Source organism: Calditrichota bacterium (genome assembly GCA_013112635.1).
GTDB lineage: Bacteria > Calditrichota > Calditrichia > Calditrichales > J004 > JABFGF01.
The window spans coordinates 419,222-436,213 of record JABFGF010000004.1 but is presented as its reverse complement, the minus strand read 5'-3'; the positions used below and the strand labels follow the sequence as shown (position 1 = coordinate 436,213).

At 37.1% G+C, this 16,992-nt stretch carries 16 protein-coding genes; 14 read left to right on the top strand and 2 right to left on the bottom strand.

From position 1 onward, the window contains the following. Position 1: 1 nt before the first annotated feature. Positions 2 to 721, bottom strand: a complete 720-nt coding sequence (locus tag HND50_13390; protein ID NOG46228.1) for a CPBP family intramembrane metalloprotease — start codon at positions 719 to 721, stop codon at positions 2 to 4. A 100-nt stretch (positions 722 to 821) separates the two neighbouring features. Between HND50_13390 and HND50_13385 the strand changes: the two genes are divergently transcribed. Beyond that, a complete protein-coding gene (locus HND50_13385) occupies positions 822 to 1,706 on the top strand; it encodes an HDOD domain-containing protein (GenBank protein NOG46227.1) in 885 nt (294 codons plus the stop codon). Here the strand turns inward: HND50_13385 and HND50_13380 are convergent. Beyond that, positions 1,703 to 2,758 (bottom strand): HlyC/CorC family transporter, encoded by a 1,056-nt coding sequence (locus HND50_13380; protein ID NOG46226.1) that lies wholly within the window; start codon positions 2,756 to 2,758, stop codon positions 1,703 to 1,705. The two genes, HND50_13385 and HND50_13380, sit on opposite strands and share 4 nt — an antisense overlap. Positions 2,759 to 3,038: 280 nt before the next feature. Between HND50_13380 and HND50_13375 the strand changes: the two genes are divergently transcribed. From HND50_13375 to HND50_13315, 13 genes are all read left to right on the top strand, one after another. Next, positions 3,039 to 5,408: a hypothetical protein gene (locus tag HND50_13375; GenBank protein ID NOG46225.1), complete on the top strand. Its 2,370-nt coding sequence runs from the start codon at positions 3,039 to 3,041 to the stop codon at positions 5,406 to 5,408. Positions 5,409 to 5,488: 80 nt separating this feature from the next. Then, positions 5,489 to 5,878, top strand: coding sequence for a GxxExxY protein (locus HND50_13370; protein NOG46224.1), 390 nt, complete (start codon positions 5,489 to 5,491; stop codon positions 5,876 to 5,878). A gap of 86 nt (positions 5,879 to 5,964) precedes the next feature. Beyond that, on the top strand, positions 5,965 to 7,707 hold the full coding sequence (locus HND50_13365; GenBank protein ID NOG46223.1) for a hypothetical protein: 1,743 nt from the start codon (positions 5,965 to 5,967) through the stop codon (positions 7,705 to 7,707). Positions 7,708 to 7,801: 94 nt separating this feature from the next. Next, a complete protein-coding gene (locus tag HND50_13360; protein ID NOG46222.1) occupies positions 7,802 to 8,683 on the top strand; it encodes a hypothetical protein in 882 nt (293 codons plus the stop codon). A gap of 31 nt (positions 8,684 to 8,714) precedes the next feature. After that, positions 8,715 to 9,848 (top strand): hypothetical protein, encoded by a 1,134-nt coding sequence (locus tag HND50_13355; protein NOG46221.1) that lies wholly within the window; start codon positions 8,715 to 8,717, stop codon positions 9,846 to 9,848. A gap of 182 nt (positions 9,849 to 10,030) precedes the next feature. Next, a complete protein-coding gene (locus tag HND50_13350; protein NOG46220.1) occupies positions 10,031 to 10,222 on the top strand; it encodes a hypothetical protein in 192 nt (63 codons plus the stop codon). Positions 10,223 to 10,522: 300 nt separating this feature from the next. Continuing rightward, positions 10,523 to 10,981: a MerR family transcriptional regulator gene (locus tag HND50_13345; protein ID NOG46219.1), complete on the top strand. Its 459-nt coding sequence runs from the start codon at positions 10,523 to 10,525 to the stop codon at positions 10,979 to 10,981. Next, complete coding sequence (locus HND50_13340) at positions 10,971 to 13,193, top strand: molybdopterin-dependent oxidoreductase (GenBank protein ID NOG46218.1); 2,223 nt, start codon at positions 10,971 to 10,973, stop codon at positions 13,191 to 13,193. Before HND50_13345 ends, HND50_13340 begins: the two co-directional genes overlap by 11 nt. Beyond that, positions 13,190 to 13,726 carry a 4Fe-4S dicluster domain-containing protein gene (locus tag HND50_13335; protein ID NOG46217.1) on the top strand — a complete coding sequence of 179 codons (537 nt, stop codon included), beginning with the start codon at positions 13,190 to 13,192 and terminating at the stop codon, positions 13,724 to 13,726. The genes HND50_13340 and HND50_13335 overlap by 4 nt, the downstream gene beginning before the upstream one ends. Positions 13,727 to 14,042: 316 nt before the next feature. Then, complete coding sequence (gene nrfD, locus HND50_13330) at positions 14,043 to 14,996, top strand: polysulfide reductase NrfD (GenBank protein ID NOG46216.1); 954 nt, start codon at positions 14,043 to 14,045, stop codon at positions 14,994 to 14,996. A 109-nt stretch (positions 14,997 to 15,105) separates the two neighbouring features. Continuing rightward, positions 15,106 to 15,609 (top strand): YeeE/YedE family protein, encoded by a 504-nt coding sequence (locus HND50_13325; GenBank protein NOG46215.1) that lies wholly within the window; start codon positions 15,106 to 15,108, stop codon positions 15,607 to 15,609. A gap of 137 nt (positions 15,610 to 15,746) precedes the next feature. Continuing rightward, the gene (locus HND50_13320; protein NOG46214.1) at positions 15,747 to 16,337 is read left to right on the top strand and encodes a YeeE/YedE family protein; all 591 of its coding nucleotides are present in this window, start codon (positions 15,747 to 15,749) and stop codon (positions 16,335 to 16,337) included. Beyond that, complete coding sequence (locus tag HND50_13315) at positions 16,337 to 16,966, top strand: rhodanese-like domain-containing protein (GenBank protein ID NOG46213.1); 630 nt, start codon at positions 16,337 to 16,339, stop codon at positions 16,964 to 16,966. Before HND50_13320 ends, HND50_13315 begins: the two co-directional genes overlap by 1 nt. The last annotated feature ends 26 nt before the right edge of the window (positions 16,967 to 16,992 follow it).

The following is a 16,992-nucleotide window of genomic DNA, read 5'->3' as shown; positions in this document are numbered from 1 at the left end:
TTTAATACTGGTTTCCCTGGATGGTCATCAAGACAAAAAAACTTAAAAAATCCATCAGACCATGGCCAATAACTAAAGGTAGTATGCTTCTTTTGTACCAAAAGAAAACGGCATACATTATTCCCATTGGTAATATTGAGAGTAAAATAATCGGTCCCTGGTATATATGAAATGAAACCCTGAACAGCATGCTTATAAATACACACGCAATAATCCCAAAACGATTGCGCATTGCTGAAACGATATATCCAACCAGGATAAACTCTTCAAAAATTGGATTGAAAATTGAAAATAAAGTTAAAGGTAAAATATTTAAACTTGTTGAAAAGGAAATTGTTGCGGAAGAGCCGGCAGTACCTTCTGAATCCAGAAAAAAATCCCCAAACAAACTAAAAAGTAATAAGTACATAAGGTAATGTGAAATGAATAAGACTAATCCTGCCGTTATTTTGTCTATGGAAAATCTTAGACCAAAATCTTTTAACGACCATTGTTGCCATTTGAGTATAAGGACGATAATTATTAAAACAATCGTTTCATAAATAAGTAAATTAAGGATGTCATCATTACCATAACTAACTGTAGAGTTCCCGGAACCTTCAATTGTGAGCCATTTAAAAGCAGAAACAATAAAATCACCTAAAGCGATAAATAGAATTAGAAAAAATTCCAGAAAAGGATGTAATCTGAAAAGATTTGAACTAATTAACGAGTTTTTCATAAAAAAGTATCTTTTTTAAATACAGAGGTTATTTTTTTTATATATCATCCGAAGACAGTTACATAATTACAAGTGACAAAAAACAGGTTTGATTTAAAAAATGGATCCGAAAGAACTTCCTCCTATTGAAATTACGTCTGACGAGTTGTTTAAAAGTCATAATAAACTTCCTCCTCTTCCACAAATATTGACGCGTATCCACGACATAATGGAGAGTGAAGAAACAAATGTAAACGATATCTCAAAACTAGTAAGTGTTGATGTATCTTTAACAGCACAAATATTAAAAATTGTCAATTCAGCCTACTACGGACTTCGGAAAGAAATCACTGATCTCAAAATTGCTATTGCATTTTTAGGGATTAACGAAATATATCGTATAGTTTTATCCTTGTCTGTGATAAAATCAATTGACGCCGGAAAAGAAAATGACATTAAACAATTCTGGTATAAATCTTATTACACTGCTTTATGTGTAAAATTATTGGCTACGAAATATGCACGCTATTTAGATCGTGATGAACTTTGGTCTGCTGCCTTACTGCATGATATTGGCTCATTGGTTTATTTAAAATTTTATCCTGATCATTATCAAGAAATCATCAATATAGGCGAAAAAAAAGGACTGCTTTTTTCCCAGGTAGAAAAAGAACTTAATATTCCTTCCAGCTCTACATTTGGAAGCTTGGTTTGCACCTACTGGAAATTGCCGAACCCGATTAAACTTGCTTGTGAAAACCACACAATAGATGTTATTAGCCATATTTCTGATGATGATTCTAAGGCTGATTATAAAAGGATTCTTTGTGTGGGTAGTTTATGTGCTGAGTTTTCTATCCGTCAGTTAAATAAAAAAGTTAACCAGCAACTTGCAAATACAGTAATGTCTGTTTTAAATATTGATGATCATGAATTTTTATTACTAATGGGTGAAATTCGTGACCTTCAATTAGAAGTTGAACAGTTTATGCAATCTCTTTTTTAGCTATTCTTTTTATTAATTAATCCTAGTTTTTTCGCCCGTTTCTCCCAATTGGAACGGGCTAGTTCCTGCAAGTCCTCAACCTTATCCAGCTCGTCCGTAATTTCTAATCCCAATAATGTTTCGATAATATCTTCCATTGTTACAATACCGGCCATTCCACCATATTCATCTACAACCATGGCAATGTGTGTGTTTTTTTCGATTAACAACTTAAACAATTCTGGAATGGAAACTATTTCTGGAACAGCTTCAATTTTTCTACGAATGTCTTTTAAATGTTTGTTCTCGCTTTTTTGTAGTAAGTTTTGTAAAACTTCATCTTTTAAAACAAACCCGGTAATACTATCAATTTTTTTCTTATAAACAGGGATTCTAGAAAACCTGAATTCGGGATGCTTTTTAGTAAATTCAAGCAAAGTCATCTCTTCGTCTTCGGCAATCACTACTGTGCGAGGAGTCATTATATCTTCAACTGTGATAGAGTTGAAGTTAAGCAGGTTTTTAATAATGGTAGATTCACTCTCCCGAAAGACACCATCCTGTAACCCAATCTCTGTCATAGCATGAAAATCTGCCCGGCTAAGCACACTTTTTTGATTCTCTGTTTTAAGGATGCTTGTCAGGAACTGACTAATCCAAACAGCTGGCATTAAAATAATTACCAGATATTTTAAAGTTGCTGCTGCCGGGGCAGCCAGTTTTTTCCAATACACAGCACCAATAGTTTTGGGGATTATTTCAGAAACAAAAAGAATTATCAAAGTAAGGGCGAATGAAACAACCGTAAGGTATTCATTTCCCCAAACAAGTTGTGCTTGAGCTCCAACGCCGGCAGCGCCTGCTGTATGGGCAAAAGTATTTAAAGTAAGAATGGCCGATAAGGGGCGGTCAATATTATCTTTTAATTTCTTAAGATCGTGCCCGCTTTTTTTCTTTTCCTGGATTTTTATATTTATAAAAGCCGGTGTGATACTTAATAAGACGGCTTCAAGAATTGAACATAAAAATGAAACAAAAACGGCAATTGAGAGATAGATAAAAAGCAATGTCATAATTTGGGTGCGGAATTTATTATTAGTAATATTTGGGGTTAAGTTTTTTCTTTTCTTAAAAAAAGTTAAGTTAAATTAATTATGATTGCTTGATAAAGAGTGGTTTAATATAGCCATATTAATCTGTTCCTGCATAAATTTTTAATTTTTTATGAAAGAATCTAAAAAGAGGCAAAGTTTTTGCAACAACTTTTGAACTGATTTAGTAGAACCAACGTCTTAGTAAATATTATTCAAAAAAATAAACCCGTGTTAATGAAATCATAAAACCTGAGAGGATATGATGAAGATTCGTATTGCTGTTTTAGGCCTAATCCCATTCTTAATAAGTTGTGCTGCTTTTAAGCAATTACAGCCCGATCCGGAAGTTATACCTGCAGAAGGCGCGTACATTGAGATTCAAGATGATGGGGATCCATTTGAACTGGATAAAGATAAAAAATATTATATCGAGTTTCCTGCACCACCGGCAAACAATTTTTACCTTTTAATTGACGTTACTGATAGAGATAAAATTGTTTCAGCTTTAGCAGACCGCTTTGATAAGGATAAAGGAATCTTATCCCGGGTTCAAAATGAAGCCTCGTCCGATGCCAATGAAGCAGCCTATCCGGTAAGTAGTAGTGTGCAAAAATTTTACTGGGTTATAGAAAATGTTTATAAAGATGAACTTTTGCTCGATCTGAACTACCGCTATCTTCCTCAGTGGCGCTATAAATTTGAAACCCAGTACGAATCATTCCAAAATATATTGGCAGAGAATAAAGTGGACAGGCTGACATATGAAAATATTGGTGGCAGTGTTTCATTAAATGATTTGAACTTTAGCAGACTACTGAGCGAGCTGGAAGAAAAAACAGGAAACCTTGAAAGCCTGTTTTTGCAATTGGCTTCCATTGAAAAATTATTTCCGGCATCTATCTTAAATTCAAGCGATGAAGCTTATCAAAACTATCTTACATTAAAAGAAGATATTGATCTCGAGCTTACTTTTCAGAAAAACTATACCAATGCACTGATGTTATTTGAAAGTGAATTAAAAACCCGGAATGATATGCCTGCATTTGCACAATCTATCCCTGGTTTTTTGGAATTCTATCAGCATAAAGACCGTTACCCAAATAATATTATAAATGAAGCAAACCGTGTTTTTGATGCAAGGCTTGATGAACTTACCCCATTTTATGAAGAACACATTCGCAAAAAAAATGACTTTGAGCCAATTGATCTTAATGTTGACAATGTTAATGAGTTATACAATGTAATTGGATCGACAAAGCCGGGTGCTTACAAACAACTAGCCTCTTTTGTAGAAGATTATAATAATAAAGCTCATGCCCTTTCAGAAACACGATCTAATGTGGATGATATCCGGCGTAAGGTATCTTCTTATAATAAGTGGCCTGATAATTCTTATTTTAGCGGTGTTTCCCAACAGGTAACGCAGTTTAAGAAAAAACTTCCTTCAGCGGGTTTTCGTCAGCATAAGAATTTTTCTTCTGCCAAATGTTCAAAACTTTTGAATAATGCAATTCATTCTTTACACAGCGAGTTGATTCGGGTTGGAGATGAATATAAACGGGCCAACGGTATAGTAAGCCAATTGAACCGCTATGCTTCCAGCAAATCATACCGCCAAATGATTCAGTTGATCAACCGCAATAAGGCATTGAAGTTTTTACCAAAAATGTATTCCAGCCTGGATGAAAAATCGTTATCCCGTCAAAAGTCATTAATAAAATCAGCACTTAAAACACAAGATTGGCGAGGTGCAGAAGAAGGGTTGCGCTCGCTTCATTTAAACAATGATTTTTTAAAACTGCAAAGCATTAAACCCAAAAAGCGGATTGCCGTAAAAGCGATGGAGGACACTTTGCTGAATCGGGTTGAGCGTGTAACACGCCAGAAAGTAAATGCATTTGTCGCAGCAAAATATGTCGAAGTTAATGATGTTGAAGGGCTGTATTCTGATCCTGTTTTTAAAGCCGCATGGGATATTACGTTCACTTCAGGGAGTCAAAATGATCTTAAGTTGAGAAAACAGAAATTAAACGGTCGTCTCAAATCTTTGAAAGAAATTGAATTTCCTGCCAAAGCCATAAAGGCGCTTTATAAAGATTTCACTAAAAACATTAATAACAATGGTGTCTTAAAAGCGCGGGCCATAGTTACACATGGACAGCATTACAAAGGTGATGATAGAAAATTGAAGACATTAGTCGGAGAATGTGATCCATCAGCCTCTAAATGGATTACTAAGCAAGGAGATTTCCGAAAGGTTTATGCATTACCTACAACAAACAATCCTACGGGTGAAAATACTTATGTAGTTAAGATTAATTTCCGCATCCCGACAGATGCTTATTTTGCAACTTGGGATGTAAATGTGAAATTACCAAAAGAGGTAGCCAAAGACGCCGGAAGTTCATCGTGGTATGAGAAGATGACAATGAACAAAAAACTGTTAAAAGCAGAAGGCCGTTTTACAATTACAGCTCCATCTGAAGATAATAATTACACAGCTTTGATTGCACCTCTGGAAGTAGTTAAAGATGGAGATAGTGTTTTTGAGGTTCATTTTAAACATAATTCATTAAAGGTTTTTGAAGTTAGTATTAATGCCCAGGAACCAATCCTGCGTAAAAATTAAAATTTGTAATCAATAAGGAGACGCGGAGAGCATTGAGGAAAATCATAAAATATTATGCCATGGGCACATAGGGTAACGAGATGAAAAATTTATTGTATGAAAAATTAACACAAGAAATAATCGGTGCCTGTATTGATGTCCATAAAGAACTGGGGCTGGGTTTGTTGGAATCGGCCTACGAAGCGTGTTTGTGTTTCGAATTATCCCAAAGACAGCTGAAATTTAGAAAACAAGTAAAACTCCCAGTGAAATACAAAACAGTTAAACTAGATTGCGCCTATATTATTGATATAGTTGTAGAAGACAAAGTCGTTCTGGAGTTGAAATCTGTTGATAATATTCTTCCTATCCATGAAGCACAATTAATCTCTTATTTAAAGCTATCCGGGATAGAAGTGGGGCTATTGTTAAATTTTAATGTAAGCGTAATGAAAAATGGTGTAAAAAGGTTGATTAAAGAGAAAATGTAAAACTTAATAATTTAGTTTATTAACTCTGTGTACTCTGCGACTCTTGTGCAAATATTTTTTAAAATAATTATAGAAAGGAAACGAAAATGAAAAAAGGTTTGATAATTGGTGGAGTTGTAGTTGTCCTAGCATCGGCTGTTTTGCTATATATTTGGGCACCCTGGAAAAATCTTGAAAACCAGATTGCTATCCCATATATCGCACATCAAAAACCATCTGTTGATCCGCATTTACCAAGTTCTGTGTCTCTATCGGATAAACTGGATGAAGTGATATTTGACGGTCTGTTTAATGTCTCAGCCAATCCGAGCGGTATTACCTATGAAAATGGATTGGGAGAACTTGTTGAAATCTCTCCGGAATATGTTGTAACTGTGCGCTTGAAGCCGAAAAAGAAATGGCATCGCAGCTATGACATTACAGTCGACGAGGATGAAAACGTAAAAGTAGAAGAAAAAACAGGTGTTTTTTTTACAGCCCAGGATCTCAATTTTACCTTACGCAGGATTCAGCGTCTTGGCAGCCTTTCACCTGATTACCTTTTATTGACACAATCGATGGAACGCCTGGAGTTTACCGGACCGGATGAAAATTATGAGATTCAATTTCGCTTTAAACCATTCCGGGTATGGACAGAAGATGATGTGAAAGAAATGCTTTCCTTTAAAATATTACCATACGATTCAGATATGCTGGCTTCTCAATACAGCATGGGAACAGGCCCGTTTATGGCCATAACTCCCAATGCCGATATTAGTAATTATGTCAACAATCCATCTCAAAGTGCAGAAATCGACAACCTGAATTTAAAACCATATATCGATAACAGCACTTTTACAACAGAATTAAACAATACAAATTTTAATGTTTTACTAACCACACCATTTGGCAGCCTGTCACCAATCCTGGAAGATCCTGAGGATTTTTTCTTTAAGTCTAATATCAGCACAACATATTTTGCACTGCTTTTTAATACGGAAAGATTGAATCGTCAACAGCGGACTGAGCTACGTAAACTTATCAATAACAAAACTGTTATGGATCGTTTTTATAAAGTTGGCACAGAGCAACAAAGACATATTGCAGATTATAAAGGAAATAAGGATAATTATGATGATTATCTAAACCATAGCGTTTTTCCATCTTCATCATATTATGTAGATGGAGACGATCCGATTATTGTGCCATTAAAAGAAAAAGGTAATGCCGATTTATCTGTTCTACCGGATTCGATAATTATCCAGGCAAATTTAAATTATGGTTTTAGAGAAGAATATAGCGAGTTGCTGGAGATTTTTAACGACCGCAATTTGTTTAACGGAAAGTTACGGGCCAGAGCAGTTAAAAATGAGGATATCAAAAACGGCAATTATGATGCTGTCCTGATTGCAATCAACGGCTATAGCAGTAATTTCTTTTATGATTTGTATTCTGTTTTTTTACGCGAGCCAAATTTGGCATTACATAAAGTTAATCTGGTAACAGATTCCGATGGCCGTGGTAACAGGGTTTATAACACAGATTCTTTTCAGGCTGATAAGAATTTTTTCCGTTTGGATTTAAGCCGTTCCGGTGAGGATTATGATGATACAAAAACTTTACTGGAATATATTTATGGCTTTATGTCTACCCGCCGCGTTTATGACCGTCAGGAGTTTGCAAGCCGCATAGACATGTTGGACCAGAATTTGGCTTTAGGGGCCTGGCTTTTTTCTTTGCCATCAACGGCTTATTTTTCAACCCAGTTTGATGAGAAGTCTATAGATTTATACGGTGTAGCATCCCAGCTTTCTACCATAGAAAAATGGCAGGAGAAAAAAGAAGAATAGACCGCATTAGTAAAGTGCTTATTTAATAGATTGACAAAACAACCCTGCCAGTATTTTTAGCAGGGTTTTTGTAATTGATTAATTTTTAAGGAAAATGAAAATTTATATATTTAAAATAATTCTCCTGTTTATTATTACAATAAAGCTTTCTGCTCAGACCGATAATAATGCAAGTTTCTTTATTGCAGAAAACCCTGCTGATTATGAAATACTAAACCGCTATCAGCAAAAAATTTCTTCTAGTGATAAAAAACTTTTTCACAAATTTACTCCCTGGAAAATTATAGAAGAAAACACTTTGCTAAGCGATCAATTTACTAAAGCAATGAAGGTTGAATTTGAAGGAAAGCAATATTTCTTTACTCTTAATGATCTGGGAAAACTTTTAAGTCGGGAGAATAATACTTTAAGCCACATTATAAACAATTGTTCTATTCTTGAACAAACTTTTTCCATTATCCAGAATAAAGCGGTTTTGTTTAGAAAAATTCCATTTAATGAAGAAAGCAAAAAGTATAATAGAACGTATCTCGAGAAGGGTACACAATTGAAAGCCCATTTCCAGAATAAAAATAATTACTTTGTTCAACTCCAATCGGGCAAAAGGGATTTTGGTTGGATAAGCCCGCAAGGCAGATTAAGCTTAAAAAAGAGCAACACAGAAAATGCTGATACAGCGAGTATCAAAATTGATGACACCTTGCTTAGGCAGGTTTATTCAAAAATTGAAAAAGCCAATAAGGTTTACACACAATTGTATAAAAAACTTAATGCATCGTATAACCAAAACCGGCCGGCGCCTTTTTGGAGTATGGAATCAAACATAAAAGGTGTGGTGCTACAATTGCAAAATGTTCCACCTGAAAAATTTGAAAAAAGCATAAATTATTTTACAAATGAGATTGAAGCGATTTTTGCCGGTAGTTCCTTTCCTGTTTATTCTACTGGCACAGCTATTGAAATAATGGTAAAATAAATCTTTACCAAACATTAACAATTAGGTTACAATGCCCAAGATTAGCAAAAAATGGCTCGAACATATTATAAGTTTTGCGTTGATTAGCGTTTTGCTAATTTCGCTGATTATTTACTTTAATAATATTCAGAAAAGATCCCAGTTAAGCCAAAATAGGGAAATTGAGAGATGGCTTAACCTGGATTTCCTTGATTTTGATAATCCAATGCACAGGGCAATTCTGGAAGAGTCACTCAATATTTTTGAACCATGGCAAGACCAAAAACATGCTGGTTTAATTGAAGACATTGTAACATATCGTCAGCAACAAGTTTTAAAATCTACAGTAAATAATGACGGCCAAAGCCCAATCACAACCCGGCAGGTTTGGACGATAGCATGGATGTATCTAAAATTTATATTTGTTTATGTAATTACACTTGTGCTAACCTGGTATGGCGTTCAAACATTGGGTATTTATCGTTTTATTAGACTAAAGCAAAAAAGACAAGCCTATTTGATAGAAATGTATTTTTATATTAAAAAACAAACCGGGTTTAAAAATTGGAAGCAATATTGGGAAGATTATAAACCGGCTTTAGTCCTGTTTTTAAAAGCAATCGGAAAAGGATTTGCATACATGGTTTTGTTTTCCCCTGCTTATGTTCTGGCATATTCTTTTCGTACAAAGTTTGATACTGATATGCTCGTATTTATGGTTTTGCTTGGTTTAATTTCAAATGCAATCCTTATTACCTATACACATAAGTTTTTTACTTTCCTGGTAAGTGAAAGCCGCAGGGGGTATGTTCAGACTGCCATTGTAAAAAATATGTTTAATTCATATAAGATGAACGCCAGTGATGGTATTTCATGCAGACGAATTATTCAATGGAATAAAATCTTTCCGGGTCACGTATTTGGCCATATTTATAAAAATGCCCGTTTCCAATATTTGGCTACCATTAAAGAGCAAGCATCATTTCTTATCACAGGATTGATAATTATTGAAATGGCACTGAATATTCAGGATCATTTATCTTATGAATTATTACAAAACATCCTTTATAAAAACTTTGCAATAGTTGCGCTTATTGTTTTAGGAATATATTATCTGGTGAAAGCCACAGAAGTATTTGTGGATTGGATGATAGAGAGAGAATCAAAGCTTTATAACAACAATTAATACCATTTTTACATAATAATCTCACATATTTCTCTCCAGATTAGAACATCCTATACTTCTTCCCAATTATGAGAAACTACAGTAAATCTGTTTTTCGCTAAGCCGTTAAATAACAACACCTTGTGTTTGCAACACATTTTTGGTACAGAATTTGAATATAAATTCAACATGTTATTGAGATCATGAGCTGGAAAAGGATTCATCAACTCCTGCTGATAAAAGCACTGCTTAAACTGAATACTGATCTGAACCTGATGCGACAAGTTTTCTTGTCTACCGGAACTGGGACTGAGCCTGAAGCGAAAATTGTTAATTCTGCCCCGATTGACAGTGCTAAAAAATTGAAAATGATAAGATGTATCGCAGTATTATGAAATCATAACACCCTCCGCTGATAGTTGGTTAAAGCACGAATCCCCTTTACTGTTAATGATGGTAAAGGGGTTTTGTTTTTATGAGATTAGATTCTTCAATTAGAGCTCACCAAGTTAAATCGAAAATTCTCACTTCTGGGAATGCATTCTATATCATTTCCAAGTAATAAGAAATCAAAAGACACAGGAAAATTCTAAATCTATAAAATATAAAGACTTATCTATTTGTGAATATTGGCACATAACTTGCAATCTACAGTATTCAATGTAGATATACCTATAGTTTATAATAGAGTTTTTATGAAATCTAAAACCCAAAACAAACAAATACTATACCCCATAGGTGTTGTAGCGCAGATGTTTGACATATCCGTTGCAACACTAAGATTATATGAAGCCGAAGGTTTAATAATTCCCCATAAGAGCAAAGGAAAACACAGGCTGTTTTCTGAATCTGACATAAAAAGGATCCAATGTATCCGTAAGATGATAGATGAGGAAGGGTTGAATCTTGCAGGTATTCGCATGATGCTGTCGGCCATTCCATGCTGGGAATTGAAACCTTGTTCTGAAGAGGACAGAGCTAACTGTGATGCATTCACATCATCTTCAAAACCATGCTGGCTGGTAGAAGTTAAAGGTGAAATATGTTCAACTGAAGATTGCCATTCTTGTACTGTTTATTTGCAGTCTTCTGATTGCACTGATATAAAGTCGATTTTAAATACATATTGGAGGGTCCGTAAAAATGGCCAATAAAATGGATAGACGAGAGTTTATTAAAATTACAGGATTAGGTGTTGGCGGTATGGCTGCCAGTGCATCTATGCTGCAGGCATTCAATCCATTTGAAATAGACCCGGCGCAAATTCTTTCAACAGGAATCCCGGAAGTGACTCCTACATATTGTGAAATATGCTTTTGGAAATGTGCCGGCTGGGTTCATAAAAAAGATGGTGAAGCCTGGAAAATAATTGGAAACCCTGATGATCCGCATAGTAACGGACGTTTTTGTCCACGCGGAACCGGTGGGGTTGGCGCTTATACTGATCCTGATAGATTGAAAACGCCGCTTATCCGGGTAGAAGAGCGAGGCAAACAAGTATTCCGGGAAGCAAGTTGGGATGAAGCATTTGATTATATCGTAGACAAAATGAAGGTTATCGAAAAAGAACATGGCCCGGAATGTATGGCCTTGTTTACTCATGGTTCTGGTGGTAGTTATTTTAAAAATATGCTGCGTGCTTTTGGTTCTAATAATATTGCTGCTCCATCTTACGCACAATGCCGCGGCCCAAGGGAAGAAGCTTATATGCTCACTTTTGGGGAAACAGTGGGTTCGCCGGAACGCACCGATATGCAGAACTCTAAATGCATCGTTTTGATTGGCTCTCACCTGGGCGAAAATATGCATAACGGCCAGGTACAGGAATTTACAGAAGCCATCGCAGGCGGTGCATCCGTAATAACTGTGGACCCGCGTTTTTCAACTGCTGCCAGTAAATCGAAATATTGGCTGCCAATAAAACCAGCCACGGATTTGGCACTTATGCTGGCCTGGATAAACGTAATAATTGAAGAAGAATTGTACGATAAAAAATATGTTGAACAATACACTTATGGTTTTGAGGAATTAAAGAAATCTGTTAAGAAAAATACTCCGGAGTGGGCATATCCGATCACAACTATTAAGCCACATATTATCCGCGAAACAGCTCGTGAAATGGCTAAAAATGCTCCGGCAACTCTTATCCACCCGGGAAGACATGTTACCTGGTATGGTGATGATACCCAGCGGGTTAGAGCAGGCGCAATATTAAATGCTTTGCTTGGTAGTTGGGGCAGACGCGGTGGTTTTTATTCTCCGGCTAAAGCAAGTGTGAAAAAGCCAAAAACTCCGAAATATCCAAAACCGCGAAAGGATTGGCGTGATGCTTTTCCAGGACAATTTCCCTTAGCCAACCTGGCAATTTCGCAGGGTATTTGTGATGCTACTATTCCTTCTCTAACACGCGATTGTGATATAAAAGGCTGGTTTGTTTATGGCACCAATTTGCTGTTTACCCTGCCGCAGCCGGAGAAAACTCTAAAAGCAATTCAAGCGCTTGATCTGCTTGTGGCAATCGACATAATGCCGGCAGAAATTACAGGGTACGCTGATGTGGTTTTACCGGAATGCACTTATCTGGAGCGTTATGATGATCTGCGTGTTTCTCCAGGACGTGAACCAAATGTGGCTTTACGGGCCCCGGCATTTGAACCAAAATATGATACAAAGCCTGCTTATTGGATGGCACGGGAAATTGCCAAACGATTGGATCTGGGTCATTATTTTCCACATGAAACAATGGAAAGCTATTTGGATGAACGATTAAAATCTATTGGCAGCAGCCTTGAAGAAATGAAAAAATTGGGCGTAAAACATTTACCAAACAATGAAAATGAGCTCTACTATCTTGATGGTGAAGAGTTTGAGTTTGCTACGAATACCGGCAAAATTGAACTTTATTCCACTGCGCTGGCGGAAACCGGATTTGACCCAATCCCAAAATTTACAAAACACGAAGAACCTGAAGACGGCTATTACCGGTTAATTTATGGAAGAGCTCCGATGCATACTTTCGGGCGCACCACAAACAATCCTAATTTAGCAGATTTAATGCCGGAAAATGAGGTTTGGATTAATCCCAAAGTGGCCAAAGAATGGGATATTAAGAATAGGGAATATGTTGTTCTCGAAAATCAGGATGGAGCGGTTTGCAACAAGGTGCGTGCTAAAGTGACAGAAAGAATCCGGCATGATTGTGTTTATATGGTTCATGGATTTGGCCATTCGCAAAAGCAAATGCCACGTTCGTTTTTAAAAGGGGCAAATGACACTGACCTGATAACTAAAATTAAAGTAGATCCGATTATGGGCGGAACAGGAATGCGCACCAATTTCGTGACATTTAAGAAGGAGGTGGCATAATGCGTTACGCCATGGCTATTGATACTAAAAGATGTGTGGGCTGTTCGGATTGTGTTGTGGCTTGCCAGACTGAAAACAATGTTCCGGTGGGTTACTGCCGTGATTGGATTGTGGAAGAAACAGTTGGCGCATATCCTGATCTGGCAATGGAAATCCGTTCGGAACGTTGCAACCATTGTGAAGATGCACCTTGCGTTCGGTGCTGCCCGACAAGCGCCAGCCACATTGCTGAAGGTGGAATTGTTTTAGTAGAACCAGAGGATTGTATAGGTTGTAAAGCCTGTATTGCATCCTGCCCTTATGATGCACGTTTTGTACATCCTGAAGGTTATATTGATAAATGCACTTTTTGTATTCATCGTGTACGGGATGGAAAAAATCCGGCATGTGTAAGTGTTTGCCCAACTACGGCTATGATCTTTGGCGATTTGGATGACAAAAACAGCGAGATTTCAAAGGCTTTGAAAACAAGGAAATACAAAACCTTGATTCCTGAAGCCGGCACAAAACCGCATGTCTATTATTTGTTATAATTTGATTAGGTAGGAGCTGTTTCCTTACAGCGAATGAAGTTTGTCATACTGAGTATTAGCGAAGCATCCCATAAAGGATTACAGCGAAAAGTAAAGCAATGGGATTCTTCTTTGCACTGCGTTTCGATCAGAATGACAGATGGCAGGAGGTGTCTCAGAACAGCGAATGGAAATATGTCAAGCAGAGGCACGAAGCATCTGATTAAGGATTGCTTCAGTCTCGAAACAACAATGGGATCCTTCTCTGCACTTCGATCAGAATGACAGATGGTAGGAGCTGTCTCCGGACAGCGAAATAAAAAAATTGGAGTTAAAAATGAACGAAACAACAATTACATCAGGAAGAATGAATCTTGGGGTTGATCCGGTTCTTCATGCCTGGGGCTGGGAGATCCCGCTTTACTTATTTTTAGGTGGGCTTACTGCCGGGATTTTATTCTTTTCAGCTATATTTTATTTACGTGGAAAAGAAGATGTTTTTCGCGCCGGGATAAAAGTTGCACCTATGTGGGTTCCGCCTTTGCTGGCGATTGGTTTGGTGGCCTTAATGCTGGATTTATCACATAAATTATACTTCTGGAAATTATATACAACGATCCGTTGGGAGTCGCCAATGTCTTGGGGTGCATGGACACTGGGCATTATTTTTCCAATAAGCATGGCCTGGGCCGCCACATGGATGAAAGATGTTTTCCCAAACTGGGATTGGAAATTTCCAATCGTTGAAAAAACTATTGAATTGTTGATAAAATATCGCCGATGGATGGCATGGTCATTAATTGTTTTGGCTGCAATTCTGGGTATGTACACTGGAATTTTACTCTCCGCATTTAATGCACGCCCCTTTTGGAATACATCTATTTTAGGCCCATTATTCCTTGTCTCGGGTCTTTCCACAGGTGCTGCATTTGTAATGTTGTTTAGTAAAAACGAGCAAGAAAGAAAACGATACAGCCAGGTTGATATGGTTTTAATCGGTGTTGAGATATTTTTGATTATTCACCTTTTTATGGGTTTTTTAGCCAGCACATCGGTTCATATTCAGGCTGCAGAATTATTTTTAGGCGGCCCTTATACCGCAGTCTTTTGGGTTTTTGTTGTGGGGCTTGGCCTGGCCTTCCCTTTAATTGTAGAAATCATGGAATTAAAAGGAATCCATATTCCGGCAAAGCTTCCTGCGATTATGGTTTTGACCGGAGGATTAATTTTAAGGTTTATTGTTGTTGATGCAGGCCAGTCTTCGCGCTGGTTATACAAATTTATGGAATAGAAAATTGTCACTAAGAACGTAGTGAAGCTTCCCCTGGATATGAGATTCTTCACTTCCCGCTTTGTCAGGCGGGGCTCAGAATGACAAATTAATTTTAAGGAGTTATGAAATGAAAGAACAAAAATACTGGTCGCCTTATGTAGCAGGCGTTGGGTTAGGATTAACTTTATTGTTAGCCTTTGTTTTAATGGGCCGCGGGTTAGGGGCTTCGGGCGCGATGATGCGTTTTGAAGTATGGTTTATGGGCTTATTTGCCGCCGATCATATTGCAGCAAATCCATATTTTTCAAAATATGCAATCAACCCACTTTCAAATTGGCTTGTCTTTGAAGTAATTGGCGTCATGGTTGGTGGATTTATTTCCGGGGCTATGGCTGGCCGTTTAAAGTTTGCAGTTGGTAAGGGACCGAGAATTTCTAATAAAGGGCGTTTGGCTTTAGCATTTTTAGGTGGCTCAATAATGGGTTTTGGTGCAAGATTGGCCCGCGGATGCACAAGTGGTCTGGCTTTGACCGGAGGCGCAACATTGGCTGTTGGAGGCTGGGCATTTATGTTTGCTGTTTTTGCAGGAGCATATGCAACGGCCTGGTTTGTCCGCAGACAGTGGATTTAATTGAATTACGAATTGAGAATTAACAATTGAAAGTGGGAGTATTGAAATTAGTATGAGGTTTCAAAAAATGAGTAAGGTCAAAAACCTGAGACCAATCTTTCAATCTTTCAACCTTTCAATCATAGATTGGAGAAAAAATGGCACCATTTTATAAATTTGATTACTTCGGCGAGGAAACAGGGTTTATAATTGCTTTGTTACTCGGCATCAGTTTTGGCTTTTGGTTGGAACGCGCCGGATTTGGCTACAGCAGAAAACTGGCTTTACAATTTTATTTTCGTGATATGACAGTATTAAAAGTAATGTTTACAGCAATTGTTGTTGCGATGGTTGGCCTTACTTATTTTACACTTTTTGGCTGGATTGATATTACTGCTGTTTATATTAATCCAACATATCTGTGGGCACAGGTAATTGGAGGATTAGTTTTAGGGATTGGCTTTGCAATTGGCGGCTATTGTCCGGGTACTTCAGTTGTAGGCGCGGTAACAGGTAGAATAGATGCATATGTATTTTTAGGCGGAGCTTTATTTGGGATGTTTGTTTTTGGGGAGATGTTCCCATGGATAGAAGAATTGTTCCTCGCCGGTGATATGGGCAATATTCGTTTGCCGGAACTGTTTAATCTTTCTACAGGCGTTGTTGTTTTTCTTGCTGTTTTAATGGCTGTAGGGATGTTTCTTGGTGGTGAATGGCTTGAACGGAAATATAGAGAGGAGAAAGCATAATGAACCTTTCTGCAAAAAATTTAGGCTTTGGTGCATTAATCCTAATTACTTTAATTTTGGCTTTTTCACCGGTTGATGATATAAAAGTTGAAAAAGTAACAACAGATGACCTGATTCACCAATTGCACAATCAAAGCAATTATATTGAAGCCGAAGAAGTAGCTCATATGATTATCGATAAAGATCCTTCATTCCAGGTAATTGATATTCGTTCATTGGAAGATTACAAAAAATATCATATCCCAGGCTCTTTTTCGATACCAATTGAAAGCTTATTTAGTACAGAAGCATCAGACATTATGGATATGGAGAAGACAATTGTGCTTGCTTCGAACGGAAACACCAAAGCAGGGCAAGCCTGGTTGTTAATGCGTTCTCATGGTTATGAGGATCTTTTTGTCCTGCACGGTGGAATGAACCATTGGGTAAATGTTTTTAGTAATCCAAAGAAACCAAAAGATGGTGCTTTTGATGATGAGCTTTTCACTTTTCAGTTTCGTAAATCTGCTGGTCCGGTTATGATGGGTACGAACAATGTTGTAGAGACATCTGATGATCAAATCGATAAACCCAAGCCTATAAAGAGAAAACGTAAAAAAGCTAAAAAGAAGGTGGATGAAGGTTGTTAAACTAGTAATAGTAAATAACTTTCTAC